The organism is Streptomyces sp. TP-A0356 (genome assembly GCF_001417775.1).
Taxonomy (GTDB): domain Bacteria; phylum Actinomycetota; class Actinomycetes; order Streptomycetales; family Streptomycetaceae; genus Streptomyces.
The window spans coordinates 38,070-61,229 of record NZ_BBZJ01000026.1 but is presented as its reverse complement, the minus strand read 5'-3'; the positions used below and the strand labels follow the sequence as shown (position 1 = coordinate 61,229).

The following is a 23,160-nucleotide window of genomic DNA, read 5'->3' as shown; positions in this document are numbered from 1 at the left end:
GCGCCGACCGGCGAGCGCCCCCAGTGAACGGCCGCGCCGACCGGCGAGCAGCCCCAGTGAACGGCCGCGCCGACCGGCGGGCAGCCCCAGTGAACGGCCGCGCCGACCGGCGAGCGCCCCCAGTGAACGGCCGCGCCGACCGGCGAGCGGCCCCAGTGAACGGCCGCGCCGACCGGCGAGCGCCCCCAGTGAACGGCCGCGCCGACCGGCGAGCGGCCCCAGTGAACGGCCGCGCCGACCGGCGAGCGCCCCCAGTGAACGGCCGCGCCGACCGGCGGGCGCCCCCAGTGAACGGCTGCGGGGACGGGCGGGCGGCGGGCGGGCGGCCCTAGTGAGCGGCTGCGGGGTGCTGTGCACGGCTCACGTCGTACACGCCGGGAACGTCCCGCATCGCCCGCATGAGGGCCGGCAGATGCGCCGCGTCCGGCAGCTGGAGCGTGTACGTGTGGCGTACGCGCTGCTGGCTGGGGGGCTCGACGGTGGCGGAGACGATCGCCACGCCCTCCAGCGCGATGGCCTCGGTGAGGTCCGCCAGGAGATGCGGGCGCCCGAAGGACTCGGCGACGAGCGTGACCCGGCATTCGGTGGTCTCGCCCCAGCGCACGCCGATCTCCGCGCGCCCGGCGCTCTTCATCCGCGCCACTCCGGCGCACTCGACACGGTGGACGGTCACCACGCCGCCGCGCACGGCGAAGCCGGTGACCTCGTCGGGCGGCACGGGCGTACAGCAGCCGGCGAGGCGCACGGAGGCGCCCGGCAGGTCGACGACGACGTCTGCGGCGCGCGCCCCGAACGGGTCGGTGGTGGGGCGGGCGGGCAGCGCGGGCGGGCGGGCGTCGGGACCGAGCTCGGCGGCGCCGTCCGGCGAGCCCTCGGTCCCGGGGTGCGCGGCGCCCCGTTCCCGCATGTCACCGGACGGCTCGGCGGGCGCCGGGTGCGCCGCGAGCCAGCGCTGGATGGCGATCCGGGCGGCGGGGGTGTGCGCGTGCTCCAGCCACTCTCTGGAGGGCTCCGAGGCCGGGTCCTGGCCCATCAGGAGCTGCACGGTGTCGCCGTCCTTCAGGACCGTGCTCAGCGTGGCCAGCCGCCCGTTGACGCGGGCGCCGATGCAGGCGTGCGCGTCCTCGCCGTACTGCGCGTACGCGGCGTCCACGCAACTCGCGCCCTCCGGGAGCCCCAGCGCGCCCCCGTCGGGCCGGAAGACGGTGATCTCCCGGTCCTGGGCGAGGTCCTCGCGCAGTGTCGACCAGAACGTGTCGGTGTCCGGGGCAGCCTCCTGCCAGTCCAGGAGCCGGGAGAGCCAGCCGGGACGGGTGGGGTCGGCGCGCTCGCCGTCGGCCGGGTCGTCGGCCCCGGGGGCATAGGGATTGCCGAGCGCGATCACGCCGGCCTCGGCGACCTTGTGCATCTGGTGCGTGCGGATGAGGACTTCGGCGACCTCGCCGTCCTCGCGTGCGACGGCGGTGTGCAGCGACTGGTACAGGTTGAACTTGGGGACGGCGATGAAGTCCTTGAACTCCGAGACCACCGGCGTCATGCAGGTGTGCAGTTCGCCGAGGACCCCGTAACAGTCGGCGTCCTCGTTCACGAGCACCAGGATGCGTCCGAAGTCGGCGCCGCGCAGCCTGCCCCGCTTGCGGGAGACCCGGTGCACGGAGACGAAGTGGCGCGGCCGGATGAGGACTTCGGCCTGGATCCCCGCCTCGCGCAGGACCGCGCGCACCTGGTCGGCCGTCTCGGCGAGCGGGTCGTCGCCGTGCGCCGCGTTCTCGACGATCAGCTCCCTGGTGTGCTCGTACTCCTCGGGGTGCAGGATCGCGAAGACGAGGTCCTCGAGTTCGGTCTTGAGCGCCTGGACGCCGAGGCGTTCGGCGAGCGGGATGAGCACGTCCCGGGTGACCTTGGCGATGCGCGCCTGCTTCTCCGGGCGCATCACGCCCAGGGTGCGCATGTTGTGCAGCCGGTCGGCGAGTTTGATCGACATCACGCGCACGTCGTTGCCGGTGGCGACGAGCATCTTGCGGAAGGTCTCGGGCTCCGCGGCCGCGCCGTAGTCGACCTTCTCCAGCTTGGTGACGCCGTCGACGAGATAGCGCACCTCCTCGCCGAACTCCTCGCGTACCTGATCGAGTGTCACATCGGTGTCCTCGACCGTGTCGTGCAGCAGGGAGGCGGTCAACGTCGTGGTCTCGGCGCCCAGTTCGGCCAGGATCAGGGTCACGGCGAGGGGATGGGTGATGTACGGCTCGCCGCTCTTGCGCATCTGGCCGCGGTGCGAGGACTCGGCCAACAGGTAGGCGCGGCGCAGGGGTTCGAGATCGGCGTCGGGGTGGTGGGCGCGGTGCGCCTCGACGACGTGGCCGATCGCGTCGCGCAGCCGGTCGCGGGTGGCGGGGCCGAGCAGTGCGGCCCGGCCCAGGCGGCGCAGGTCGATCCGGGGGCGGCTCTTCCTGCGGTGCGCCCCGGGCGTCGCGGGGGCGGGGTTGGCAGGGTTCGTGGCCTCCGCACTCATTGGGCACCTCCGGCTGCGTGGACCGGCGGACGGGGTGCCCCATGGCATACGCGGCGCAGGGGTTGGCGTCGGTCCCCCGTCCGGGCCGGTGCTTGATGCTACCGAGCCCATCACGCCCGCCCGACCGGCTCTCGCCGAGCGTGAAACGGATCACCCATTCGAGCGAAGGCCTGAAGGTTTACGGTTTTGAGCCGCCGACGGAAGCGTCCACCGTCGATTCGAACACCGCGGTCCGCCCAGGGCTGTCGATCGCAGCGTCCAGGGCGGCGCGAGCTGCGATACGGAGCCGCGTGGCGACACGGCCGAGCGCGCATTCCAGCCACGTCACGCTGCGGAGCGTCACCGTCCGCGTGCCACGCCGTGCTTCAGCGCGCCGCCTGTTCGCCCCCTGGAGGCCGCCCGGCCACGCCGGTCGACGAACCGTCGGAGGTCACATGAGCCGTCGGAGGTCACACGATCCGTCGGAGGTCACACGAGCCGTCGGAGGTCAGCGGACCGCGCTCTCCAGCCATCCGGCGTCGATCTCGCCCCCGGCGACGATCACCGCGGGGCCGGTCATCTCGATCTCGCCGTCCGGGCGCTCGGTGATCACCAGGGTGCCGCCGGGGACGTCCACGGTGTATGTCGCGGGGGTGCCCGTCACGGCCGGGTCGGCGCCGTCGCGGCGGGCCGCGGCGACGGCCACCGCGCACGCGCCCGTGCCGCACGAGCGGGTCTCACCGGAGCCGCGCTCGTGGACGCGCATCGCGACGTGCCCGGGGCCCCGGTCGACCACGAACTCCACGTTCACCCCGTCCGGGTAGGCCGCGGCCGGGCTGAACGGGGGCGGGGTGAACAGGTCGCCCGCGTGCGCCAGGTCCTCGACGAAGGCGACCGCGTGCGGGTTGCCCATGTTCACGTTGCGCGCGGGCCAGCTGCGCTCGCCGACGCTCACCGTGACGTCCCCCTCGGGCAGACGCGCCCTGCCCATGCCGACGGTGATGTCACCGTCCTTGGCGATGTGCACGCTCTTCACGCCCCCGCGCGTGGCGATCGCGAGGTCTCCCTCGGCCACGTGCCCGGCGCGCTGGAGGTAGCGCGCGAACACCCGCACTCCGTTGCCACACATCTCCGCGATCGAGCCGTCCGCGTTGCGGTAGTCCATGAACCACTCCGCCTCGGCGGCCATCTCCCCGGCCTCGGGGTGCGCGGCGGAGCGTACGACATGCAGCAGACCGTCGCCGCCGATGCCCGCGCGGCGGTCGCACAGGGCGGCGACCGCGCCCGGGGGCAGGTCGATGGCGTTCTCCGGGTCCGGGACGATCACGAAGTCGTTCTCGGTGCCGTGGCCCTTGAGGAAGGCGATCCGCGTGCTCATTCCTCGATCGTAAGGGCTGCCACGACATCCGGGGTCCACCCGGGTCCGGGCGGCGGACCGGGGCCTCAGCGCAGCCGGGCCACGCGCCACATGGCGAGCACCACGACCGCGGCGACCACCACGGCGTACGCGAGGACGACGCGCCAGTCCGGGCGGCGGCCGGAGCCGCGCTCGGGCAGGCCCGGCCAGGTGTGACCGACGCGGCGCGCGGCCATCATGCCCCAGCCGGCCGCGCAGGAGCAGATCAGCAGGCCGAGCATGGCGACCACGGCACCGCCGTCGCCGAACTCGAAGGCCAGCGGGAAGGCGAACATCAGGGAGCCGACGGCCGCCAGCCCCACGATCGGGGCGAGCTGCCAGATCCGCAGCCGGCGCTGCGGGCGCAGCTCGACCTCGACCTCGGGCCCGACGGTCAGCTCGTCCACTCCCGGCCCGTCGGCGGTCACGCCGCCGGGGGGCTGGTCGTCCGGGCCGTCGGAACTGAGCCGCTGGTCACCGGCTTCCGCGGTCCCCGGCTCCGCGCCGTGTGCTGTGTCGCGAGGGCCGGCCTCCATCGCCACGCGCCCTCCCAACTCGGACTCCACTTGGTCGATCGAAGCTCGATGATGGCATGCCGTCAGAGGCCCGGATGGACACCGGAGCGTCCCGATGCCATCACGTGATCAGGCTGTAACCGGTCGTTCGACCAACGCCAGCGCGAGCTGCGGCAGTTCCGAGAGGTGCGCCGCGGCACCGCTGAGCCAGTGCACACGCGGGTCACGACGGAACCAGGAGTCCTGACGGCGTGCGAATCGCTTGGTGGCGCGCACGGTCTCGGCGCGCGCCTCTTCCAGCGTGCACTCCCTCGCGAGCGCCGCGAGCACCTGCTGGTACCCGAGCGCGCGCGATGCCGTACGCCCCTCGCGCAGGCCGTGTGCCTCCAGCGCGCGCACCTCGTCCACGAGTCCCGCCTCCCACATCCGGTCGACCCGGCGCGCGATGCGCTCGTCGAGCTCGGGGCGCGCCACATCGACGCCGATCTGGACGGTGTCGTAGACCGCGTCGTGTCCCGGGAGGTTGGCGGTGAAGGGCTTGCCGGTGATCTCGATGACCTCCAGGGCCCGGACGATTCGGCGGCCGTTGCCCGGCAGGATCGCCTGCGCCGCCTCCGGGTCGGCGGCCGCCAGGCGCGCGTGCAGCGCTCCCGGGCCGCGCAGCGCGAGCTCCTCCTCCAGCCGGGCGCGTACCTCGGGGTCGGTTCCGGGGAACTCCAGATTGTCGACCGCGCCACGCACGTACAGCCCGGAGCCGCCGACCAGGATGGGCCAGCGACCCTCGGCGAGCAGCGCGTCGATCCGGGCGCGGGCGAGGCGCTGGTACTCGGCGACGGACGCCGTCACCGTCACGTCCCAGATGTCCAGCAAGTGGTGCGGGACACCGCCGCGCTCCTCGGGTGTCAGCTTGGCGGTGCCGATGTCCATCCCCCGGTAGAGCTGCATGGAGTCGGCGTTGACGACCTCGCCGCCGAGGCGCTGGGCCAGGAATACACCCAGATCGGACTTTCCGGCCGCGGTCGGTCCGACGACGGCGATGACCCGCGGTGCGGGGGCTGCACTACTCACCGCAACAGTCTCCCAAACGTCCGGACCTGGCCTCGAACGAGCTACGTGACGCCCTCCGTGCAGTGTCGTTGCCTGATGCGAGGTTCCGGTCACCGGTTCGAGAACGGGTGCACCGGATGATGCAAGCGGGCACACCGCGCTACGCGGTATTTCGCCCGCACGAGTAACGTATGGAGTTGATATGGGCGTTTTTGCACGGCTTTTCCGGAGGTCGAGGACGACGGAGGAGGCGCAGTCCGCCGAGGCGCCGAAGGCCGCGCAGGCGTCGGCCGGTGCGGAGGCGACGGACGAGGCGAAGAGTGCGGTCGTGGCGGAGGCCGGGGCCGGGTCGGGGGCCGCCGCGGAGGAGACCGCGCAGGCCGCTCCCGACGAGGGCGCCGGGATCCCCAGGCAGCAGTCCGCCGAGACGGTCGCCGAGAGCGAGGCCGACGAGGGCGCCCGCACGTAACGCCCGGCAAGGGAAGGTGGACCATGGGTCTCGTGGACAATCTGAAAGCCAAGGCCTCGGACCTCGCGCAACGGCACGGGGGGAAGGTGGAGCGAGGCATCGACAAGGCCGCGAAGCTGGTCGACGACAAGACCAAGGGCAAGTACAGCGACAGGATCCACACGGGCACGGACAAGGCGAAGGACGCCATGGAGCGCCTGGCCCACCGGGACACCAACCCGGCGACCGGCGGGCAGACCCCGCCGGACGTACCGCAGCCGCCCTCGGCCTCCTGACCAGGCTCTGACACCGGAAACACACATCGACGGACGGCCGTGGGGCCCCGACCTCCCGGCCGTCCGAGCATTCGTCCTGCCGCAAGAGCTCCGAACAGGCCGTAAGAGCTCCGAACAGAATGGGCGCCCGCTACGACCAGGTCGCCACCAGGTACCCCACTCCGTACGGCGCGTCGTCGTACAGGAGGGCGCCGGAGAGGTCCGCGTTCTCGGCGGCGCCCGCGAGGATCTGCCAGGGGGCCCGGCCACCGGCCCGCAGCTCGTGGGCCAGGTCCGGGTCCAGCGCCCGCAGGGCCGCCACGTCCGCCGCCCCCAGCGCCCGCGCGACCTCGGCGTCGAAGCCCGCCGCGCGCTCGTCCAGATAGCCCGGCGCCTTCACTGAGCGACAGGCGCTGGCATCGCCCATCACCAGCAGGACCACCCGCCCGTCCTGCCCGGCGAGCCCCGCTCCGGCCTCGACGCACCGTGCGGGGGCCAGCTGTTCCGCCACGCCCAGCCCTTGGACGGGCGCGTCGGCCCAGCCCGTGCGCTCCAGCAGCCACGCGGCGACCGCGAGCGAGGGCGGAAGCTCGCGCTCCGACGCCGACGGCTCCGCCCCGCCTGCGCCCAGCCGTACGCCGACGTCCACGCCGAACCCGCGGAAGGACCCCCGGGTGCCCTCCGGATACGAGCCGAGCCAGCCCTCCTCGGCGGGGCCGAGGACCACGAGCCGGTCGGGGCGCGCGGCGGCGAGCACGCCCAGCGCGTCGGCGCACGCGGCTCGGGCGCCATCCAGTTCGGGAGCGGCGCCCGCGGCCACCTCGGGCACGAGCAGCGGCGGACAGGGGCAGACGGCGGCGGCGACAAGCACGAGCCGCAGCGTAACCCCGCCCTGGTGGTGTGGTCAGTCGCAGCCGCACGCGCCCGCGGTGGCCGCGGACAGGGGCGCGGGGACGCCGATCTTCGGCAGCCCCAGCATCACACCGGCCGGCTTGGCGGCCTCCGCGGCGTTCCGCTTCGCCCACGCGTCGCCCGCGCGCGTGCGGCGCACGTCGAGGACGGGGCCCTCGGCCAGGAGGTGGTGCGGGGCGGCGTAGGTGACCTCGACCGTCACCACGTCACCCGGGCGGACCTCCTCGTCCGGCTTGGTGAAGTGGACGAGTCGGTTGTCGGGTGCGCGGCCGGAGAGCCGGTGGGTGGCGCCGTCCTTGCGTCCTTCGCCCTCGGCGACCATCAGCTCCAGGGTGCGGCCTACCTGCTTCTTGTTCTCCTCCCAGGAGATCTCCTCCTGTAGGGCGACGAGACGCTCGTACCGCGCCTGGACGACCTCCTTGGGGATCTGGTTCTCCATGGTGGCGGCCGGGGTGCCGGGCCGCTTGGAGTACTGGAAGGTGAAGGCCTGGGTGAACCGCGCCTCCCGCACCACGTGCAGCGTCTGCTCGAAGTCCTCCTCGGTCTCGCCCGGGAAGCCGACGATGATGTCGGTGGTGATCGCGGCGTGCGGGATGGCGGCCCGCACCTTCTCGATGATCCCCAGGTAGCGCTCCTGGCGGTACGAGCGGCGCATCGCCTTGAGGACCGTGTCCGAGCCGGACTGCAGCGGCATGTGCAGCTGCGGCATCACGTTGGGCGTGTCGGCCATGGCCGCGATGACGTCGTCGGTGAAGTCGCGCGGGTGCGGGGAGGTGAAGCGGACGCGCTCCAGGCCCTCGATCGTTCCGCAGGCGCGCAGCAGCTTGCTGAAGGCCTCGCGGTCGCCGATGTCGGAGCCGTACGCGTTCACGTTCTGCCCGAGCAGCGTGATCTCGGAGACGCCCTCGGCGACCAGCGCCTCGACCTCGGCGAGGATGTCGCCGGGGCGGCGGTCCTTCTCCTTGCCGCGCAGGGCCGGGACGATGCAGAAGGTGCATGTGTTGTTGCAGCCGACGGAGATCGACACCCACGCCGCGTACGCGCTCTCGCGCCGCGTCGGCAGCGTCGACGGGAAGGCTTCGAGCGACTCGGCGATCTCGACCTGCGCCTCCTCCTGCATCCGGGCGCGCTCAAGCAGGACGGGCAGCTTGCCGATGTTGTGCGTACCGAAGACGACGTCCACCCAGGGCGCCTTCTTCACGATGGTGTCGCGGTCCTTCTGCGCGAGACAGCCACCGACGGCGATCTGCATACCGGGGCGGCCGGCCTTCTTCGGCGCGAGGCGGCCGAGGTTGCCGTAGAGCCGGTTGTCGGCGTTCTCCCGCACGGCACAGGTGTTGAAGACGACCACGTCGGCGTCTCCGTCGGACCCCTCGGGCGCGCGCACGTACCCGGCCTCTTCGAGCAGCCCGGACAATCGCTCGGAATCGTGGACGTTCATCTGGCACCCATAGGTCCGGATCTCGTACGTCTTGGTGCTGTGAACGTCCACTGCCGGGCTCCGGTCGCTGCTGCTGGTCATGGCTCAAGGGTAGGCGGTCCCCAGAGACCGTACGCCGCGGAGATCCGTCGGAAGGGCCCTGGCCCTGCCCTAGCCTGGTGGTGTGGTGACCCGCCCGTGAACTCCGTATCCAGGGGGCCCGAGGATCTCGTGCGAGCGCTCAGAGCCGCCGGGATCAGGGACGAGCGGCTGCTCGATGCCGTGCGAACCACGCCCCGGGCGGCATTCGTCCCGGCCGGTCAGGTGGCCGCCGCCTACCGGGACGTACCCGTTGCCATCGGGCAGGGACAGGTCACCACGCAGCCGTCGCTGTCCGCCATGATGATCGAGAGCCTTGGTCTGGGCGGGACCGAGCACGTCCTTGAGGTCGGTACCGGTCTGGGCTTCCAGACCGCGTTGCTGGCCCGGCTGGCCGCCGACGTGGTCAGCATCGAGATACGGCCGGACATCGCCCGGCGGGCGCACGCCAATCTCGCGCGGCAGGGCGTACGGAACGTGGAGCTGCGGGTCGGCGACGGCAGCGGCGGCGTGCCGGACCGCGCTCCGTACGACGCGGTCCTCATGTCGGCCGCGTTCCCGGAGGTGCCCGTGCCGCTGGTCGCGCAGGTGCGGCCGCGCGGCCGCCTGGTACAGCCGATCGGGCCCGGCGGGCAGGAGCAGGTGGTGTGCTTCGAGCGCACCGCATCGGGGCTGGAGCCATTGCGGGTGCTGAACATGGCCCGCTTCGTCCGGTTGCAGGGACGCTACGGCTTCCCCTCGGACGACGTGGAATTCCCTTGAGGGACGGCATGGATGTCCCGGATCCGCCGTCACCGTCCCGCTCTGCGCCACCACGTGCCGCGCGACCCCACCGCCGTCGCCAGGACCGCGCCCGCCGAGAGGACCGCCGCGAAGCAGATCAGCGTCGTCTCCATGCTCAGGTGGCGGATCACCTCGCTGAAGAGGATCGAGGGCAGCCCCAGGCCCGCGTACGCGACGACGAAGTAGACGGCGAGGACCCCCGCCCGGGAAGCGGTCTCGGCGGCCGTCACGGACTGGGCGATCCCGGCCTTGAACAGGACGCCACCGCCCGCCCCCGCCACCGCCGTGGCCGCGAGATACAGCCACAGCGTCGAGCCGTACACGGACACCGCCACGAGGGCCAGACCGGCCGGGAAGGCCACGGCCCCCACGGCCGGCAGACGGCGCGGCGGGAGCGGTGCCAGGGCCAGTTGCGCCAGCGCGGCGGCGATGAACATCAGGAACGGCGCCAGGCCCGCGACGAACGGCGAGGAGACGCCCAGCCTGGTGTGGAGTATGACCGAGCCCAGCGCGTTGACCAGGCCGAACAGTGCGAAGGAGCAGAAGGCGAGACCGGTCGCGGAGAGGAACGCCGGCCGCATGCCGGGCCGCAGGGCGAACCTCGCCGGCTTGTCGCGGGCCGTGCGGCTCAGGTCCACGGTCTCCGGCGTGGCCATGGTGAGCAGCAGACACACCGCCAGGGCCACGGCGAAGCCGAGCTGTGTGACCGTGAGCGGGTGGGGCAGCCACTGCGCCACCACTCCGGCCACCAGCGGACCGAGCGCCAGACCGCCCAGATTGGCCGCGGTCGCGACCACCTCCGGCAACACGGCCTGGGACCGGCCGGGGTGCGCCCGGGCGTACAGATCGTGCAGGTACGTGGTGGCCGTGGAGGCCATGAGACCGATCCCGACACCGTTCAGGAAGCGGCCGACGATCAGGCCGGGGAGGGACGTCCACCAGGTCAGGGCCACGGCGGCGGCCAGGGCCACGGCGAGCGCCGGAACGACGATGCGCCGGCGGCCGATACGGTCGGAGAGATGCCCGAGGGTGAGGAAGCCTAGGGCGGCCCCGCCGACCAGCACGGCGAACACCACGGTGATCATGGTCACGTCGAATCCGTCCCGGGCGGCGTAGAGCGGCCACAGCGGGGTGGGCGCGGTGCCGAACGCCATCAGCACGGCGAACGCCACCGCCACGAACCAGAACCCGACGCGGTGACCGACCCGCGGCGCGCCCTCGCCCCGCCCGCCCGGCCGGACCGGGGCGGCGAACTGTTCGGTCGGGGTCCGGGGTTCGGTCGGCATGGGATGACCTCTCCGCTGCGCCGGCGCCATCCAGGCGCCGTGGAACTCCTACACCCCAGAGTCACCACGAAACGGCCATCAATGCAGGCGGCTGTGGTCCGAGAAGTTCATCGCCGTCATGGATGATCCGCCCATAATGCCCCCATGGAGCTGCGACAGCTGGAGTACTTCGTCGCCGTGGCCGAGGAGTTGAGCTTCACCCGCGCCGCGGAGCGGCTGCACGTCGTGCAGTCGGCCGTCTCCGCGGCGATCCGTTCGCTGGAGCGGGAACTGGGTCCGGCGCTGTTCGAGCGTTCCTCCCAGCGAGTCGCTCTCACCACCGCGGGCGCCGCGCTGCTGCCCGAGGCGCGGAACACCCTGGACGCGGCGCGCGCGGCGCGCGAGGCGGCGCAGCTCAGCACCGGCCGACTGCAGGGCACCGTGCGCATCGGGACCCTGAGCTCGCTGACCCGGCCCGATCTGCCCGTCCTCCTGGGGCGCTTCCACCAGTTGCACCCGGCGGTGGCGCTGACGCTGGTGGTGTCCCCGCGCGGATCGGCGGGGCTCGTCGAGGGCGTGCTGTCGGGCGGTCTGGATCTGGCCTTCGCCTCACTGCCGGAAGGGCCGCCTGCCGGGCTGCGGGTGCGCGATCTGTACACCACGCCGATGGTGCTCCTCGTCCCGGCCGGTCACCCGCTGGCCCGCTCGGACGCGCACGCGCCGCTGGAACTGACCGAGTTCGTCGACGAGCCGTTCGTCGACAACCCGGCTGGCTACGGCAACCGGGAGCTCGTGGACCGCGCCTTCGCCCGAGCCGGGCTGCGCCGGCAGGTGGTCCTGGAGGCGGCGGACGTCCGCACGCTCGCCTCGTACGTACGCGCCGGGCTGGGCATCGGCTTGCTGCACGACGTCACGGCCGACGTGGACACGACCGGGCTGGCCGTCCTGCCCCTCGCGGATCCCTCCCTGCGGTGGACGCTGTCCATGGCGGTCTCCGCGACCCGCCGTGCGAGCGCCCCGCTACGGGCCCTGCTCGACGTGCTGGAGGACGCGGCGCCGCCCCAGCCCTGAGGGCGCCGGGGTCGGAGTGGCACAGTTCACAACGATTCAGCGATTGCGCAACCCTTAAAGTTCACCCATGCATCTCGATGTCGCGACGACGTGGGAGACGGCGGTGCTCACGGGAGGACCGGCCGACGGCCTGCGCATGCAGGTCGCGGGCCGGCCCTCGGTGCTGCAGGTGACGTACCCCTGCCAGGTCGAGGACCCGGCCGACGGGGTACGGGTGGCGGCGCTGTACATCTACCGGCGTCAACTCGGCGTGCCCGATGAGCCGTTGGCGTACGGTTACGACAGCGCGAGCCCCTGACGGACGCCGATGGACGGGCTTCAGTGCGTGGCGGTCGGCGGCTCGGCGGTGGCCGCCTCAGCGGAGGTGCGGATGGCCGACGGCATCACGGGAGCGGGCTCGGCGGCCGACGAGGGTGCGTTCTCCTCCTTCATGGCCTTGGCCTCGCTCTTGAGGATGCGCATCGACTTGCCCAGCGCGCGGGCGGTGTCGGGAAGCTTCTTCGAGCCGAACAGCACGATGACGACGATCGCCACGATCAGCAGATGCCAGGGTTCCAGTCCGTTGCGGAGCATGGCCGCGCCCGCCCTTTCCTCGCCTGGGCCGAGGACGCCTTCCGCCGCTCGCCCGTCCAGTGATGGTTGCTACATTGCGCAACTGTACAACCATCCAGCGGGACCGGACCGGATGAGGCGCCGATGACCATGACGAGCAGCCGACGCAACCCACCTTCGCGCCGTCGGGGCGGCGGAGGAGGCGGGGAGGGCGGCTCCCGCAGTGGGGCCGGCGACCGCAGGCGCGGCCGGCGGATACGGCTGACCCTCGCCGTCTGTGTGTCGCTGCTGGTGCTGGTGGTGGGTGGGGCCGGCTGGATCTATCTGCAGCTGAACGGCAACATCAACACCTTCGACGCCGGCGGCCTGTCCGACGACCGGCCCACGGGCTCCTCCAAGGGTGAGAACGTCCTCGTCATCGGATCCGATGCCCGCACCGGCGGCAACAACGCCCTCGGCGGCGGCGACACCAACGACATCGGCCGCTCCGACACCGCCTTCCTCCTCCACGTCTACGCCGACCACCAACACGCCGTCGGCGTCTCCATCCCCCGCGACTCCCTGGTCACCATCCCGCCCTGCAAACTCCCCGACGGCACCTGGACCAAGGCCCAGAACAACACCGTGTTCAACGCCGCCTACTCCATCGGCCAGACCCCCCAAGGCAACCCCGCCTGCACCCAGAACACCGTCGAGAACCTCACCGGACTCCGTGTCGACCACACCGTCGTCGTCGACTTCAAAGGCTTCGCCGGCCTCACCGAGGTCGTCGGCGGCGTCCAGGTCTGCCTCCCCCAGGACGTCTACGAACGCGACCTCAGCCCCCACCGCGCCACCCGCGGCCAACTCCTCTTCCCCAAAGGCCTCCAGACCGTCTCCGGCAAGAAGGCCCTCGACTACGTCCGCATCCGCCACGGCATCGGCGACGGCTCCGACATCGGCCGCATCAAACGCCAGCAAGCCTTCGTCTCCAGCCTCCTCAAAGAGATCAAGAGCAACGGCCTGACCCCCACCAATCTCCTCCCTCTCGCCGACGCCGCCACCAAATCCCTCACCGTGGACCCCGGACTCGGCTCCGCCGACAAGCTCATCTCCTTCGCCATGTCCCTCAAGGACATCGACCTGCACAACACCAAATTCATCACCATCCCCTGGCGCTACCAGGGCGAACGCGTCGCCATCGTCCACCCGGACGCCGACGCCCTGTGGGCCGCCCTCAAGGCCGACCGCACTCTCGACGGACACGACGCCAGCGGCAGGAAGACCACACCCCACACCCCCGCATCCCCCACCCCCGAACCCACCGTCTCCGGCAACGGACGGGCCATCGCCGTCTACAACGGCACCACCACCCGCGGCCTCGCCGCCCGCGCCGCCACCACCCTCACCACCCACGGCTTCACCGTCACCACCACCGCCACCGCACACGCCCACAACCACACCACCACGCTCATCGAGTACGGACCCGGCCAGCAGTCCACCGCACAGGCCGTCGCCGCCCTCTTCCCCGGCGCACAGCTCCAGCCGGTCACCGCACCCGGTGTCAGCGTCGTCCTCGGCCAGACCTACGCCGACACCCCCGCCGCCTCCGCGGCCCCCACCGCCGTTCCCAGCAAGGTCGCCCACGACGCCCGCTCCGCCGACGACAACCCCTGCTCCAACCTCACCTACGGCTGACCAGCACCAGGGCGAGGGCGAGGGCCCGCCCCGCCCTCGCCCGACCGGCGGTCGTAGCGCGCCCTCATCGCCCACAGGGCGAACGCGTACAGCGCGAGGACGGCGGTGAGCAGGAGGAAGTACTCCGTCGGCAGCGGGGACAGGCCGAGGAGGGCGCCCGGCGGGGTGAGGGGCAGCAGGAGGCCGACCGCGGCGAGGACCGCCGCCGCCCGTCCGACCGGGCCGGGGTCCCGGCGCTCGGCAAGGCCACGGCCCGACCGCAGGAGCAGCATCACCAAGGCCTGGGTGAGCAGGTTCTCGGTGAACCAGGCGGAGTGGAAGATCACTTCGTCGTCGAGTGCGTCGGGGCCGTACAGCGTGAGCGCGAGCACGCCGAAGGTGGCGAGGTCGGCGACGGCGTTGACGGCTCCGAAGCCGGTGATGAAGCGCAGGAAGTCACGTGGGCGCAGCACGGTGGGACGCATCAGCGTGCGGGGCGCGGGGCGGTCGTAGGCGAAGGCGAGCTGTGCCGAGTCGAAGCACAGGTTCTGGACGAGGACCTGGGCCGGGAGCATCGGCAGGAAGGGCAGCAGGAGGCCCGCCGCGAGCATCGCGACGACGTTGCCGAGGTTCGAGGACAGCGTGACGCACAGATAGGTGGCGATGTTGCCGCTGCTGTGGCGGCCGGCGACGACGGAGTGCTCGATCGCGCTGAGGTCCTTGTGCGCGAGGACCACGTCCGCGCTCTCGCGGGCCACGTCGACGGCGTCACGGGGGGCGATGCCCACGTCGGCGGCGTGCAGCGCGGGCACGTCGTTGACACCGTCGCCGAGGAAGCCGACGGTGTGCCCGGCCTGGCGGAGGGCGGTCACGATCCGCGCCTTGTCCTCGGGGGTGCACCGGGCGACGACGGTCGCGGCATGGTCGTCCTCGGCCCCGGCGGTCCGTACGTCACCGGCGTCGAGGCCGAGGTCGCGGCAGACGCGGGCCGCCGTGCCCGGGTGGTCGCCCGTGAGGATCCGGACGCTGACACCACGGGCGGCGAGGTCCCGCAGGGCACGCGCGGCGCTCGGGGTGAGGGCGTCGCGGAAGGTGACGAAGCCGCGGAAGGTCAGGCCCCGTTCGTCGGCGGGGGTGTAGGCGCGGGTGCGGGCGGGGCGGTCGGCGGTGGCGACGGCGAGCAGTCGCAGGCCCTGGTCCGCCTCGTGCGCGGCCCGCGCGAGCAGCCGGTCCCGCTCGTCGGGCTCCAGCGCGCAGCGCTCCAGTACGTCCTCGGCGGCGCCCTTGACGATGAGGGTGTGGGTGCCGAGCCGGCCGCGCACGACGGCGGTGGCGAGCCGGCGGACCGGGTCGAACGGCAGGGCGGCGACGCCTTCGTACGGTTCCCAGGCCCCGTCGGCCGCGTCCAGCAGTGCCTCGTCGAGGGCGTCCGGAGCGGGCACGTCCGCGAGTTGGAGGGTCCACCAGGCGTTGACCGCCGCCCAGCGCAGGACGTCGGGCGCGTCCTTCCCGTCACCGTCCAGGGCCTGTTCGACGGTCGGCCGGTCCTGGGTGAGGGTGCCGGTCTTGTCGAGGCAGAGCACGTCGACGGCGCCGAGATCGTGCAGGGCGGGCAGGCGTTTGACGATCACACCGTGGGCGCGGGCGAGGAGGGAGGCGCCGCGGGCCAGGCAGGTGGTGACGATGACCGGAAGCATCTCGGGGGTGAGGCCGACGGCGACCGCGACGGCGAAGGGGAGCGTCTCCAGGCCCCGGTCGCGCAGCGCCGCGTTGGCCATGAGGACCAGCGGCGGGGTGAGCAGCATGAACCGGATCAGCACCCAGGAGATGCCGTGCACGGACCGGTCGAAGGCGCTCGCCTCACGCCGGACGGGGGCACCATGGGCCCGGGCGAACCGGGTCCGGGCGCCCGTCTCCAGGACGAGCGCGGTGCCTCCGCCGGAGGCGACGCTGCTGCCCTGGAAGCAGAGGTGGGGCTGTTCGAAGGGGCCGCCGTGGGGCGGTCCGGGCACGTCGAGTGCGTCCTTGGCGACCGGTGCCGACTCGCCGGTCAGGGCCGCCTGGTGCACGGTCAGGCCGCTCGCGCGCAGCAGTCGTACGTCGGCCGGGACCAGGTCACCGGGCGCGAGCCGGATCACATCACCCGGCACCAGCTCGACGGCGGGTATCTCCCGCTCCCACGGCGGCCGGTCCGCCTCCGGGCGGCGCAGGACGGTCGCGGTGCTGGCGACCAGCTCGCGCAGCGCGGCCATCGAGCGGTCGGCCCGGTACTCGCCGGTGGCGCGCAGGACGCAGCTGACCACGACCAGGGAGAGGATCACACAGGCGGTGCCCCAGGCGGTGACGGTCGCCGAGACCAGGCCGAGGCAGAGCAGCACCGTGGTGAACGGGTCGCGCGCGCCGCGCACGAAGAGACGGGGCCAGGATGCGGTACGGGTCTCGGGGAGCACGTTCTCCCCGAGGTCCGCGAGCCGCGCCTCCGCCTCCGCGTCGGTGAGCCCGCGACGGCTGCTCTCCAGTCGGCGCAGTTCCTGGAGGGACGTGGGCCCCGTGACGGCAGTGCCGTACGGCGGGGTCGCCGAGGGTGGGGCGGTCTCAGAGGCCACGGATTCGGGCTGCCGGGGCGCTGGGCTGAGCGGCGCGGTCGGTGAGCTGGCCCACCATGAGGCGCACCACGGTCACCACGTCCACGTCGTCGACGAAGTACACCTGGCGACGGCCCTCGCGGCGAGAGCGGACCAGGCCGGCGAGCTTGAGCTTGGTCAGGTGCTGGCTCACGGCGGGCAGCGCGCCGCCGACCCGCTCGGCGAGTCCGGTGACATCGCTCTCGCCCTGCGCGAGAGCCCACACGATGTGCAGCCGGGCGGGCGATGCCAGCAGTCCGAACGCGGCGGCCGCCTCCGACAACACCTCGGCGGACGGGTCCTCGAAACCACCGCCACCTGCCGTCACGGTCGCCTTCCCTTCATGCCGGGTCCTGTCACACGAGTCGTCCCAGTCTAGGGCCCCTTGGAGGACGGTCCGCCGGGCCGAACGCGTGCGGGCCGTGAGACGGCGCGCCGGCGCCTGCCCGCGTTCCACTCCCCACCAGTCTCCCGACTCGACGGCGCCTCGTCGCGGAGCCGTGGCTTGCGCCCCGCGGTCTTCGGCGGCGCGGCAGCGACGAGGGCCGCCGAGAGCGGGCCCGTAGGGCCGTGGCGCCGCGCGCACCCGCCGCAACTCGCCCGAAGCACGGCCGTCCCGGACCGGCGCGTCACCGGCTCCGCGCCCGACGGATTCACCCCGTCCGTGGGACGGGTCCTACACCTGCGACGGAGTCCAGCCCTGGCCGCGCAGGATCTCGGAGACGTCCGGGGCCCGGTAGTGCTCGCCCTTGAGCACCTTGCCGTCGGCCCGGCGGGCGACCGTGCCGTCCGGGCCGATCTTGGTCATGTTGGCGCGGTGGATCTCGGCGATCACGGCGTCGAGGTCGATGCCGTGCACGAGGGCCGTGCCGTACGCCACGTACACCACGTCGGCCAGCTCGTGCGCCAGCCGGTCGAGCGGGCCGGTGACGGACACCTCGGCGACTTCCGCGGCCTCCTCGGCGAGCAGCTGACCGCGGTGCGCGGCCAGCTCCGGGGCCACCTCGGTCGGCACCGTACGGGCGTCGAGCCCGAAGGCGCGGTGGAACTCACGGACGAGAGAGGCGGGAGAAGGGTGCATCCGGCGACCCTATCGATCACCGCGCGGTCACCCCTGGGCCTCCCGTTCACCCGGCCCTGGTCAGGGATGCGTAGGTGCTGGCAGGATCGCGCGCATGCTCCAGGCACTCCCCCGTATCGGCAGACGCCGCGCGCTGCTGGGTTCGGCGGCCGCGCTCGCGGTCCTCGGGCTGCTGCTGTGGTGGCTGCTGCCGCTCGGCGACACGTCCCCGAGCGGCACGGTCACCTTCAGTACGGGAACCCCGACCGGCGTCTACCAGAAGTACGGCACCCTGCTGCAGCGCGCGATCGCCAAGGACATGCCGAAGCTGGACGTACGGCTGCTGAACAGCGACGGGTCGCAGGAGAACGTACGGCGGGTGGCGACGGGGGACGCCGACTTCACCATCGCGGCGGCCGACGCGGTGGAGACGTACGCGCTGGAGAAGAAGCCGGGTGCGGACCGGCTGCGTGGCTGCGCACGTCTGTACGACGACTACGTGCACCTGGTGGTGCCGCGCTCGTCCCCCGTGCAGTCGGTGGCGGATCTGAAGGGCCGCACGGTCGCCGTCGGGCCGGGTGGGTCCGGAGTACGACTGATCGCGGAACACGTGCTCACCGCGGCCGGGCTGGACCCGAAGCGGGACATCACTCCGCTGTCCGACGGCATCGGGACCATGCCCGAGCTGCTGCAGCGGCACAGGATCGACGCGTTCTTCTGGTCGGGCGGGTTGCCGACCAGCGCGATCACGGAGCTGTCGAGGCACTTCGCGATCCGCCTGGTGCCGATCGGCGGCGACCTGGTGGCGAAGCTGCACGCACAGGGTGGCGCGTCGCGCTACTACCGGGCCGCGGTGATGCCCGCCGACGCCTACCCGGACGCCGAGCAGGGCTCCTCCGTGCAGACCGTGGCCGTCGCGAACCTCCTGATGACACGGGAGGACATGAACGCGGACCTGACCGAGAAGCTCACCCGTGCGGTGATCGACAGCCGTGACCGGATCGGGCTGCAGGTGCACGCGGCCCAGCTGGTGGACCTGCGCACGGCGATCTACACGGATCCGCTGGAGCTGCACGACGGGGCGCGGCGCTACTACCGGTCGGTCAAGCCTTAGAGCTCTTAGAACTTCGGAGCTCTTGGCCCGGCCCCGGTCTCAGACCCCGGGCGGGCCGGGCGCGGGCGCCGTCCGCGGCACCGTGACCGTCACCTTCAGACCGTGCGGCTCATGGTGCTCGTAGGAGATCGAGCCGCCCCCTGCCGCCAGCAGCGCCCGCGAGATCGACAGTCCGAGCCCTGATCCCTTGATGTTCTGGTGCGCCGCGCTTCGCCAGAAGCGATCGCCGACACGGGCGAGTTCGTCGTCGCTCAGGCCCGGGCCGCCGTCGGTGACCACGACCGTGGCGCTCTCGCCGCTCGCCACGACCTCCACCTCGACGCGCTCCGACTCGGGCGTGAACTTCACCGCGTTGTCGATGACCGCGTCCAGCGCGCTGGAGAGGGTGACGGGATCCGCCCAGGCCGTGGTGGCCGGGCAGTTCCCGGTCAGCCGTACGCCCTTGGCCTGCGCGGCCGGACCCCAGGCCGCGACCCGCTCGGCGGTCAGCGCGCCGATGTCGGTGATGCGCAGGTCCGCCTCGGCGTGCTCGGCGAGCGCCAGATCGAGCAGGTCGTCGAGGACCTGGGCGAGGCGCTTGCCCTCGGTGCGTACGGAGCCGATCTCCTCGTTGTCCTCGGGCAGTTCGAGGGCGAGCAGTTCGATGCGCAGCAGCAGCGCGGAGAGCGGATTGCGCAACTGGTGTGAGGCGTCGGCGACGAACGCGCGCTGCTGTTCCAGTACTTCCTCGACGTTGTCCGCCATCTCGTTGAACGACCGGGCCAGGCGTCTGAGTTCCGGCGGTCCGCCCGCGGCCGCGACACGGGACTTGAGACGGCCGGTGGCGATGTCGTGGGTCGTCGCGTCCAGGATCCGTACGGGCCTGAGCACCCAGCCGGTCAGGCGCAGTGCGGCGCCGACGGCCAGCAGCATCGCGGCGACCTCGCCCGCCCCGATGAGCAGCCACCCGTGCAGGGTCTTCGATCTCATCTGCCCGGTGGGCGAGTCGGTGACGACGACGGCGATGACGTCGCCGTCACGGATGACGGGGGAGGCGACCACGAGCCGGGTGCGCTGCCAGGGCCAGACCTGCTCGGGGTCGTGGCTGCGGCGCCCCAGGAGGGCCTCGTTGAAGGCGTCGCGGCCCTCGCCCCGCTGCGGCAGGTACCAGTCCTCCGGCGCGTGGGCCATGGGTGCGTCGTCGCGGTAGAAGACGCCGGCCCGGATGCCGTAGACGTCGTAGTACATGGCGAGTTCCTTGCGCAGGGTCTCGCCGCGCTCGTCCGTGACTCCCGCCCGGGAAGCGGCGGGCCGTTCGGTGACGACGAGGGCCGCGAAGCGCGCGGTGTCGTCGATGCGGTCGACGACCACCCGTTGCTGCTGGGCGGCCGCGAGGCTCACCGCGAGAGGAACGCCGAGCGCGAGCAGCACGGCCGCCATCAGGACGATGAGCAGCGGAAGCAGACGTGCGCCCACCCGTCCCCGCTAGGCGGCCGGGGCGACGAGCCGGTACCCGACGCCGCGCACGGTCTCGATCAAGGCGGGCATGCGCAGCTTGGAGCGCAGGGATGCGACATGCACCTCCAGGGTGCGTCCGGTCCCCTCCCAACTGGTGCGCCACACCTCGCTGATGATCTGCTCACGACGGAACACCACGCCCGGGCGCTGGGCCAGCAGGGCGAGCAGATCGAACTCCTTGCGGGTCAGCTGGATCACCGAGCCGTCCACGCTGACCTGGCGGGTGGGCAGTTCGATGCGCACGGGGCCGAGGCGCAGCGCGGTCTCGGTGGCGCCGGTGTCGTCCACGTGCGGGACGCGCCGGGCGACGGCGTGGATGCGCGCGAGCAGTTCCCCGGTGTCGTACGGCTTGACCACGTAGTCGTCGGCGCCGAGGTTGAGGCCGTGGATCCGGGAGCGCACATCGGAGCGGGCGGTCACCATGATCACCGGGGTGCTGCTGGTGCGCTTGCGGATCTTGCCGCAGACCTCGTAGCCGTCCTGGTCGGGCAGGCCCAGGTCGAGCAGGACGACGCCGAAGCCGGGACCCTCGGGGACCAGCGCCTGGAGGGCCTCCTCGCCGCTGCGGGCGTGCGTGACGACGAAGCCGTGCCGGGCGAGCACCGCGGACAGGGCGGCCGCGACGTGGTTGTCGTCCTCGACGAGAAGCAGTCTCATGCCGGCCCCCTCCGGTTCCTCCGCCGTACGAATCCCGTTCGCTCTCCGCATGTACATCCACAGGTACGAGGGTCTTCTGTCTCCTTGTACCGGAAAGCGTCGTCCACACGAACGAGTGCACGCGAGCGCGTGCACCATGGCAGTCACGCCGATGAACAAGGACGGCGTCAAGAGGCTTCCGGTTGCGGGCGGCTTCCGTTATCCAGCCGGTACGAGCCCGGCGCGCGCCTGCTACGGCATGCGCACGGCCGCTATCGGATTGTGATGCTCAGATCTCCCTCAGATGTAATGACGCTGGTCGTACGCCGTTACTACTGTCCTCCGAAACCGAGCGAGGACGGAGCCAGTCAGCAATGACCGAAGTATCGGTGGCCAAGGACTCGGTGGCCGCGACCGACGAACTGGTCGTCCTGAGGAGCGTCAACAAGCACTTCGGCGCGTTGCACGTGCTCCAGGACATCGACCTGACCATGGCCCGTGGCGAGGTCGTCGTGGTCATCGGCCCCTCGGGGTCGGGGAAGTCCACCCTGTGCCGCACCATCAACCGCCTGGAGACCATCGACTCGGGCGAGATCCTGATCGACGGCAGTCCGTTGCCCCAGGAGGGCAAGGCACTGGCGCGGCTGCGCGCCGACGTCGGCATGGTCTTCCAGTCCTTCAACCTCTTCGCGCACAAGACGGTGCTCGAGAACGTGATGCTGGGCCAGGTCAAGGTCCGCAGAACGGACAAGCGGCAGGCCGAGGAGAAGGCGCGCGGCCTGCTCGACCGGGTGGGCGTCGCCACCCAGGCGGACAAGTACCCCGCGCAGCTCTCCGGCGGACAGCAGCAGCGCGTCGCGATCGCCCGCGCCCTGGCGATGGACCCGAAGGTCATGCTCTTCGACGAGCCGACCTCGGCCCTGGACCCCGAGATGATCAACGAGGTCCTGGAGGTCATGCAGCAGCTCGCCCGGGAGGGCATGACCATGGTCGTCGTCACCCATGAGATGGGCTTCGCACGTTCGGCCGCCAACCGCGTGGTCTTCATGGCCGACGGCCGCATCGTCGAAGAGGCCGCGCCGGACCAGTTCTTCAGCAACCCGCGCAGCGACCGCGCCAAGGACTTCCTGTCGAAGATCCTGCACCACTGACGGCCCGGCCCGCGCCCCCGACGGCTCGGTCCACTCCCCGACGACCCTCGCCACTCGCCACTCGCCACTCGCCCACGACCCTCGCCACTCCCCCGACGACCTGCGCCCCGCTCCCCGACGACCTGCGCCCCGCTCCCCGACGACCTGCGCCCCGCCAGCCGACGGCCCGAAGCCATGTCACGGACGGCGCCCCTGACGACCCGCGCCCTCCGCCACCGACGGTCCGCGTCCCGGGCCGCGGCCCCCAACTCTTCACCACGCAAAGGATGTTCACCATGAAGCTCCGCAAGGTCACCGCGGCCACGGCCGTCGTCCTCGCCCTCGCCACCGCCGCCACGGCCTGCGGGTCCGGCAACAAGAGCGGCGGCTCCTCCGGCAGCGGCGGCGGCAAGACGATCAAGATCGGTATCAAGTACGACCAGCCCGGCCTCGGCCTGAAGCAGCCGGACGGTTCCTTCTCCGGCTTCGACGTGGACGTGGCGACCTACGTCGCCAAGCAACTGGGCTACAAGGCGGACCAGATCGAGTTCGTCGAGACCAAGAGCGCCGACCGTGAGAGCGCGCTCGCCCGCGGCGACGTCAAGTTCATCGCGGCCACGTACTCGATCAACGACAAGCGCAAGGCGAAGGTCGACTTCGCCGGCCCCTACCTGCTGGCCCACCAGGACCTGCTGGTGAAGGCGAACTCCGACATCTCCAAGGCCACGGACCTCAACGGCAAGAAGCTCTGTTCCGTGACCGGTTCCACCTCGGCACAGAACATCCACGACAAGATCGCTCCCAAGGCCCAGCTGCGCGAGTACAGCGGCTACTCGGAGTGCATCGCCGGCCTGCAGAGCGGCGCCGTGGACGCGGTGACCACCGACGACTCGATCCTCGCGGGCTTCGCCGCCCAGGACAAGTACAAGGGCCAGTTCAAGCTCGCGGGGCTCAAGCTGAGCAACGAGAACTACGGCATCGGCGTCAAGAAGGGCGACACCGCGACCGCGGACAAGATCAACGCCGCCCTGGAGAAGATGGTGTCCGACGGCTCCTGGAAGGCGGCGGTCGACAAGAACTTCGGCCCGGCCAACTACAAGAACGAGCCCGCCCCGAAGATCGGCCAGATCGTCAAGTAACCCAGGGATCCCCAGGTAACGCAGGGTTCC

At 72.1% G+C, this 23,160-nt stretch carries 22 protein-coding genes; 9 read left to right on the top strand and 13 right to left on the bottom strand.

Going from position 1 to position 23,160, the window contains the following annotated elements:
- Positions 1-328: 328 nt before the first annotated feature.
- The 4 genes from ASC56_RS27870 to miaA all read right to left on the bottom strand — a co-directional run bounded on the left by ASC56_RS27870 (position 329) and on the right by miaA (position 5,470).
- Positions 329-2,512, bottom strand: coding sequence for a bifunctional (p)ppGpp synthetase/guanosine-3',5'-bis(diphosphate) 3'-pyrophosphohydrolase (locus ASC56_RS27870; RefSeq protein ID WP_055494327.1), 2,184 nt, complete (start codon positions 2,510-2,512; stop codon positions 329-331).
- A 487-nt stretch (positions 2,513-2,999) separates the two neighbouring features.
- Positions 3,000-3,869, bottom strand: coding sequence for a diaminopimelate epimerase (dapF, locus tag ASC56_RS27865; RefSeq protein WP_055494326.1), 870 nt, complete (start codon positions 3,867-3,869; stop codon positions 3,000-3,002).
- Between the two features lie 65 nt (positions 3,870-3,934).
- Complete coding sequence (locus ASC56_RS27860; protein ID WP_055494325.1) at positions 3,935-4,423, bottom strand: hypothetical protein; 489 nt, start codon at positions 4,421-4,423, stop codon at positions 3,935-3,937.
- 108 nt (positions 4,424-4,531) lie between these two features.
- Positions 4,532-5,470 carry a tRNA (adenosine(37)-N6)-dimethylallyltransferase MiaA gene (miaA, locus tag ASC56_RS27855; RefSeq protein WP_055494324.1) on the bottom strand — a complete coding sequence of 313 codons (939 nt, stop codon included), beginning with the start codon at positions 5,468-5,470 and terminating at the stop codon, positions 4,532-4,534.
- A gap of 181 nt (positions 5,471-5,651) precedes the next feature.
- Here miaA and ASC56_RS27850 point away from each other — a divergent pair, with 181 nt between their 5' ends.
- Together ASC56_RS27850 and ASC56_RS27845 are read left to right on the top strand one after the other, a co-directional pair.
- A complete protein-coding gene (locus tag ASC56_RS27850) occupies positions 5,652-5,918 on the top strand; it encodes a hypothetical protein (RefSeq protein ID WP_055494323.1) in 267 nt (88 codons plus the stop codon).
- Positions 5,919-5,941: 23 nt separating this feature from the next.
- Positions 5,942-6,193 (top strand): antitoxin, encoded by a 252-nt coding sequence (locus ASC56_RS27845; protein WP_055494322.1) that lies wholly within the window; start codon positions 5,942-5,944, stop codon positions 6,191-6,193.
- 130 nt (positions 6,194-6,323) lie between these two features.
- On the opposite strand, the gene ASC56_RS27840 is transcribed toward ASC56_RS27845, so the two are convergent.
- Together ASC56_RS27840 and miaB are read right to left on the bottom strand one after the other, a co-directional pair.
- Positions 6,324-7,043: a class III extradiol dioxygenase subunit B-like domain-containing protein gene (locus ASC56_RS27840; RefSeq protein ID WP_055494321.1), complete on the bottom strand. Its 720-nt coding sequence runs from the start codon at positions 7,041-7,043 to the stop codon at positions 6,324-6,326.
- 33 nt (positions 7,044-7,076) lie between these two features.
- Entirely contained in the window at positions 7,077-8,606 is a 1,530-nt protein-coding gene (gene miaB, locus ASC56_RS27835; protein ID WP_107309363.1) for a tRNA (N6-isopentenyl adenosine(37)-C2)-methylthiotransferase MiaB, read from the bottom strand.
- A gap of 129 nt (positions 8,607-8,735) precedes the next feature.
- Here miaB and ASC56_RS27830 point away from each other — a divergent pair, with 129 nt between their 5' ends.
- A complete protein-coding gene (locus ASC56_RS27830; RefSeq protein WP_234377090.1) occupies positions 8,736-9,365 on the top strand; it encodes a protein-L-isoaspartate O-methyltransferase in 630 nt (209 codons plus the stop codon).
- A 29-nt stretch (positions 9,366-9,394) separates the two neighbouring features.
- Here the strand turns inward: ASC56_RS27830 and ASC56_RS27825 are convergent, their stop codons facing one another.
- Entirely contained in the window at positions 9,395-10,672 is a 1,278-nt protein-coding gene (locus ASC56_RS27825; protein ID WP_234377089.1) for an MFS transporter, read from the bottom strand.
- 144 nt (positions 10,673-10,816) lie between these two features.
- On the opposite strand from ASC56_RS27825, the gene ASC56_RS27820 reads away from it, so the two are divergent.
- Both ASC56_RS27820 and ASC56_RS27815 read left to right on the top strand, forming a co-directional pair.
- Positions 10,817-11,722 carry a LysR family transcriptional regulator gene (locus tag ASC56_RS27820; RefSeq protein WP_055494318.1) on the top strand — a complete coding sequence of 302 codons (906 nt, stop codon included), beginning with the start codon at positions 10,817-10,819 and terminating at the stop codon, positions 11,720-11,722.
- A 67-nt stretch (positions 11,723-11,789) separates the two neighbouring features.
- Positions 11,790-12,020, top strand: a complete 231-nt coding sequence (locus ASC56_RS27815; protein WP_055494317.1) for a hypothetical protein — start codon at positions 11,790-11,792, stop codon at positions 12,018-12,020.
- Positions 12,021-12,040: 20 nt separating this feature from the next.
- Here the strand turns inward: ASC56_RS27815 and tatA are convergent, their stop codons facing one another.
- Positions 12,041-12,295, bottom strand: a complete 255-nt coding sequence (tatA, locus tag ASC56_RS27810) for a Sec-independent protein translocase subunit TatA (RefSeq protein WP_055494316.1) — start codon at positions 12,293-12,295, stop codon at positions 12,041-12,043.
- A 129-nt stretch (positions 12,296-12,424) separates the two neighbouring features.
- Between tatA and ASC56_RS27805 the strand changes: the two genes are divergently transcribed.
- Positions 12,425-13,951 (top strand): LCP family protein, encoded by a 1,527-nt coding sequence (locus ASC56_RS27805; protein ID WP_079102757.1) that lies wholly within the window; start codon positions 12,425-12,427, stop codon positions 13,949-13,951.
- Here the strand turns inward: ASC56_RS27805 and mgtA are convergent.
- From mgtA to ASC56_RS27790, 3 genes are all read right to left on the bottom strand, one after another.
- A complete protein-coding gene (gene mgtA / locus ASC56_RS27800) occupies positions 13,942-16,536 on the bottom strand; it encodes a magnesium-translocating P-type ATPase (protein ID WP_055494314.1) in 2,595 nt (864 codons plus the stop codon). The two genes, ASC56_RS27805 and mgtA, sit on opposite strands and share 10 nt — an antisense overlap.
- Entirely contained in the window at positions 16,526-16,882 is a 357-nt protein-coding gene (locus ASC56_RS27795; protein WP_055494313.1) for a metalloregulator ArsR/SmtB family transcription factor, read from the bottom strand. The genes mgtA and ASC56_RS27795 overlap by 11 nt, the downstream gene beginning before the upstream one ends.
- A gap of 348 nt (positions 16,883-17,230) precedes the next feature.
- The gene (locus ASC56_RS27790) at positions 17,231-17,635 is read right to left on the bottom strand and encodes a MazG nucleotide pyrophosphohydrolase domain-containing protein (RefSeq protein WP_055494312.1); all 405 of its coding nucleotides are present in this window, start codon (positions 17,633-17,635) and stop codon (positions 17,231-17,233) included.
- 94 nt (positions 17,636-17,729) lie between these two features.
- On the opposite strand from ASC56_RS27790, the gene ASC56_RS27785 reads away from it, so the two are divergent.
- Positions 17,730-18,728 carry a TAXI family TRAP transporter solute-binding subunit gene (locus ASC56_RS27785; RefSeq protein ID WP_055494311.1) on the top strand — a complete coding sequence of 333 codons (999 nt, stop codon included), beginning with the start codon at positions 17,730-17,732 and terminating at the stop codon, positions 18,726-18,728.
- 39 nt (positions 18,729-18,767) lie between these two features.
- Here the strand turns inward: ASC56_RS27785 and ASC56_RS27780 are convergent, their stop codons facing one another.
- Positions 18,768-20,183: a HAMP domain-containing sensor histidine kinase gene (locus tag ASC56_RS27780; RefSeq protein ID WP_107309362.1), complete on the bottom strand. Its 1,416-nt coding sequence runs from the start codon at positions 20,181-20,183 to the stop codon at positions 18,768-18,770.
- A gap of 9 nt (positions 20,184-20,192) precedes the next feature.
- On the bottom strand, positions 20,193-20,882 hold the full coding sequence (locus ASC56_RS27775; RefSeq protein WP_055494310.1) for a response regulator transcription factor: 690 nt from the start codon (positions 20,880-20,882) through the stop codon (positions 20,193-20,195).
- Positions 20,883-21,235: 353 nt separating this feature from the next.
- Here ASC56_RS27775 and ASC56_RS27770 point away from each other — a divergent pair, with 353 nt between their 5' ends.
- Together ASC56_RS27770 and ASC56_RS27765 are read left to right on the top strand one after the other, a co-directional pair.
- Positions 21,236-22,012 (top strand): amino acid ABC transporter ATP-binding protein, encoded by a 777-nt coding sequence (locus ASC56_RS27770; RefSeq protein ID WP_055494309.1) that lies wholly within the window; start codon positions 21,236-21,238, stop codon positions 22,010-22,012.
- A gap of 275 nt (positions 22,013-22,287) precedes the next feature.
- Positions 22,288-23,130 carry a glutamate ABC transporter substrate-binding protein gene (locus ASC56_RS27765; RefSeq protein WP_055494308.1) on the top strand — a complete coding sequence of 281 codons (843 nt, stop codon included), beginning with the start codon at positions 22,288-22,290 and terminating at the stop codon, positions 23,128-23,130.
- Positions 23,131-23,160 lie beyond the last annotated feature (30 nt).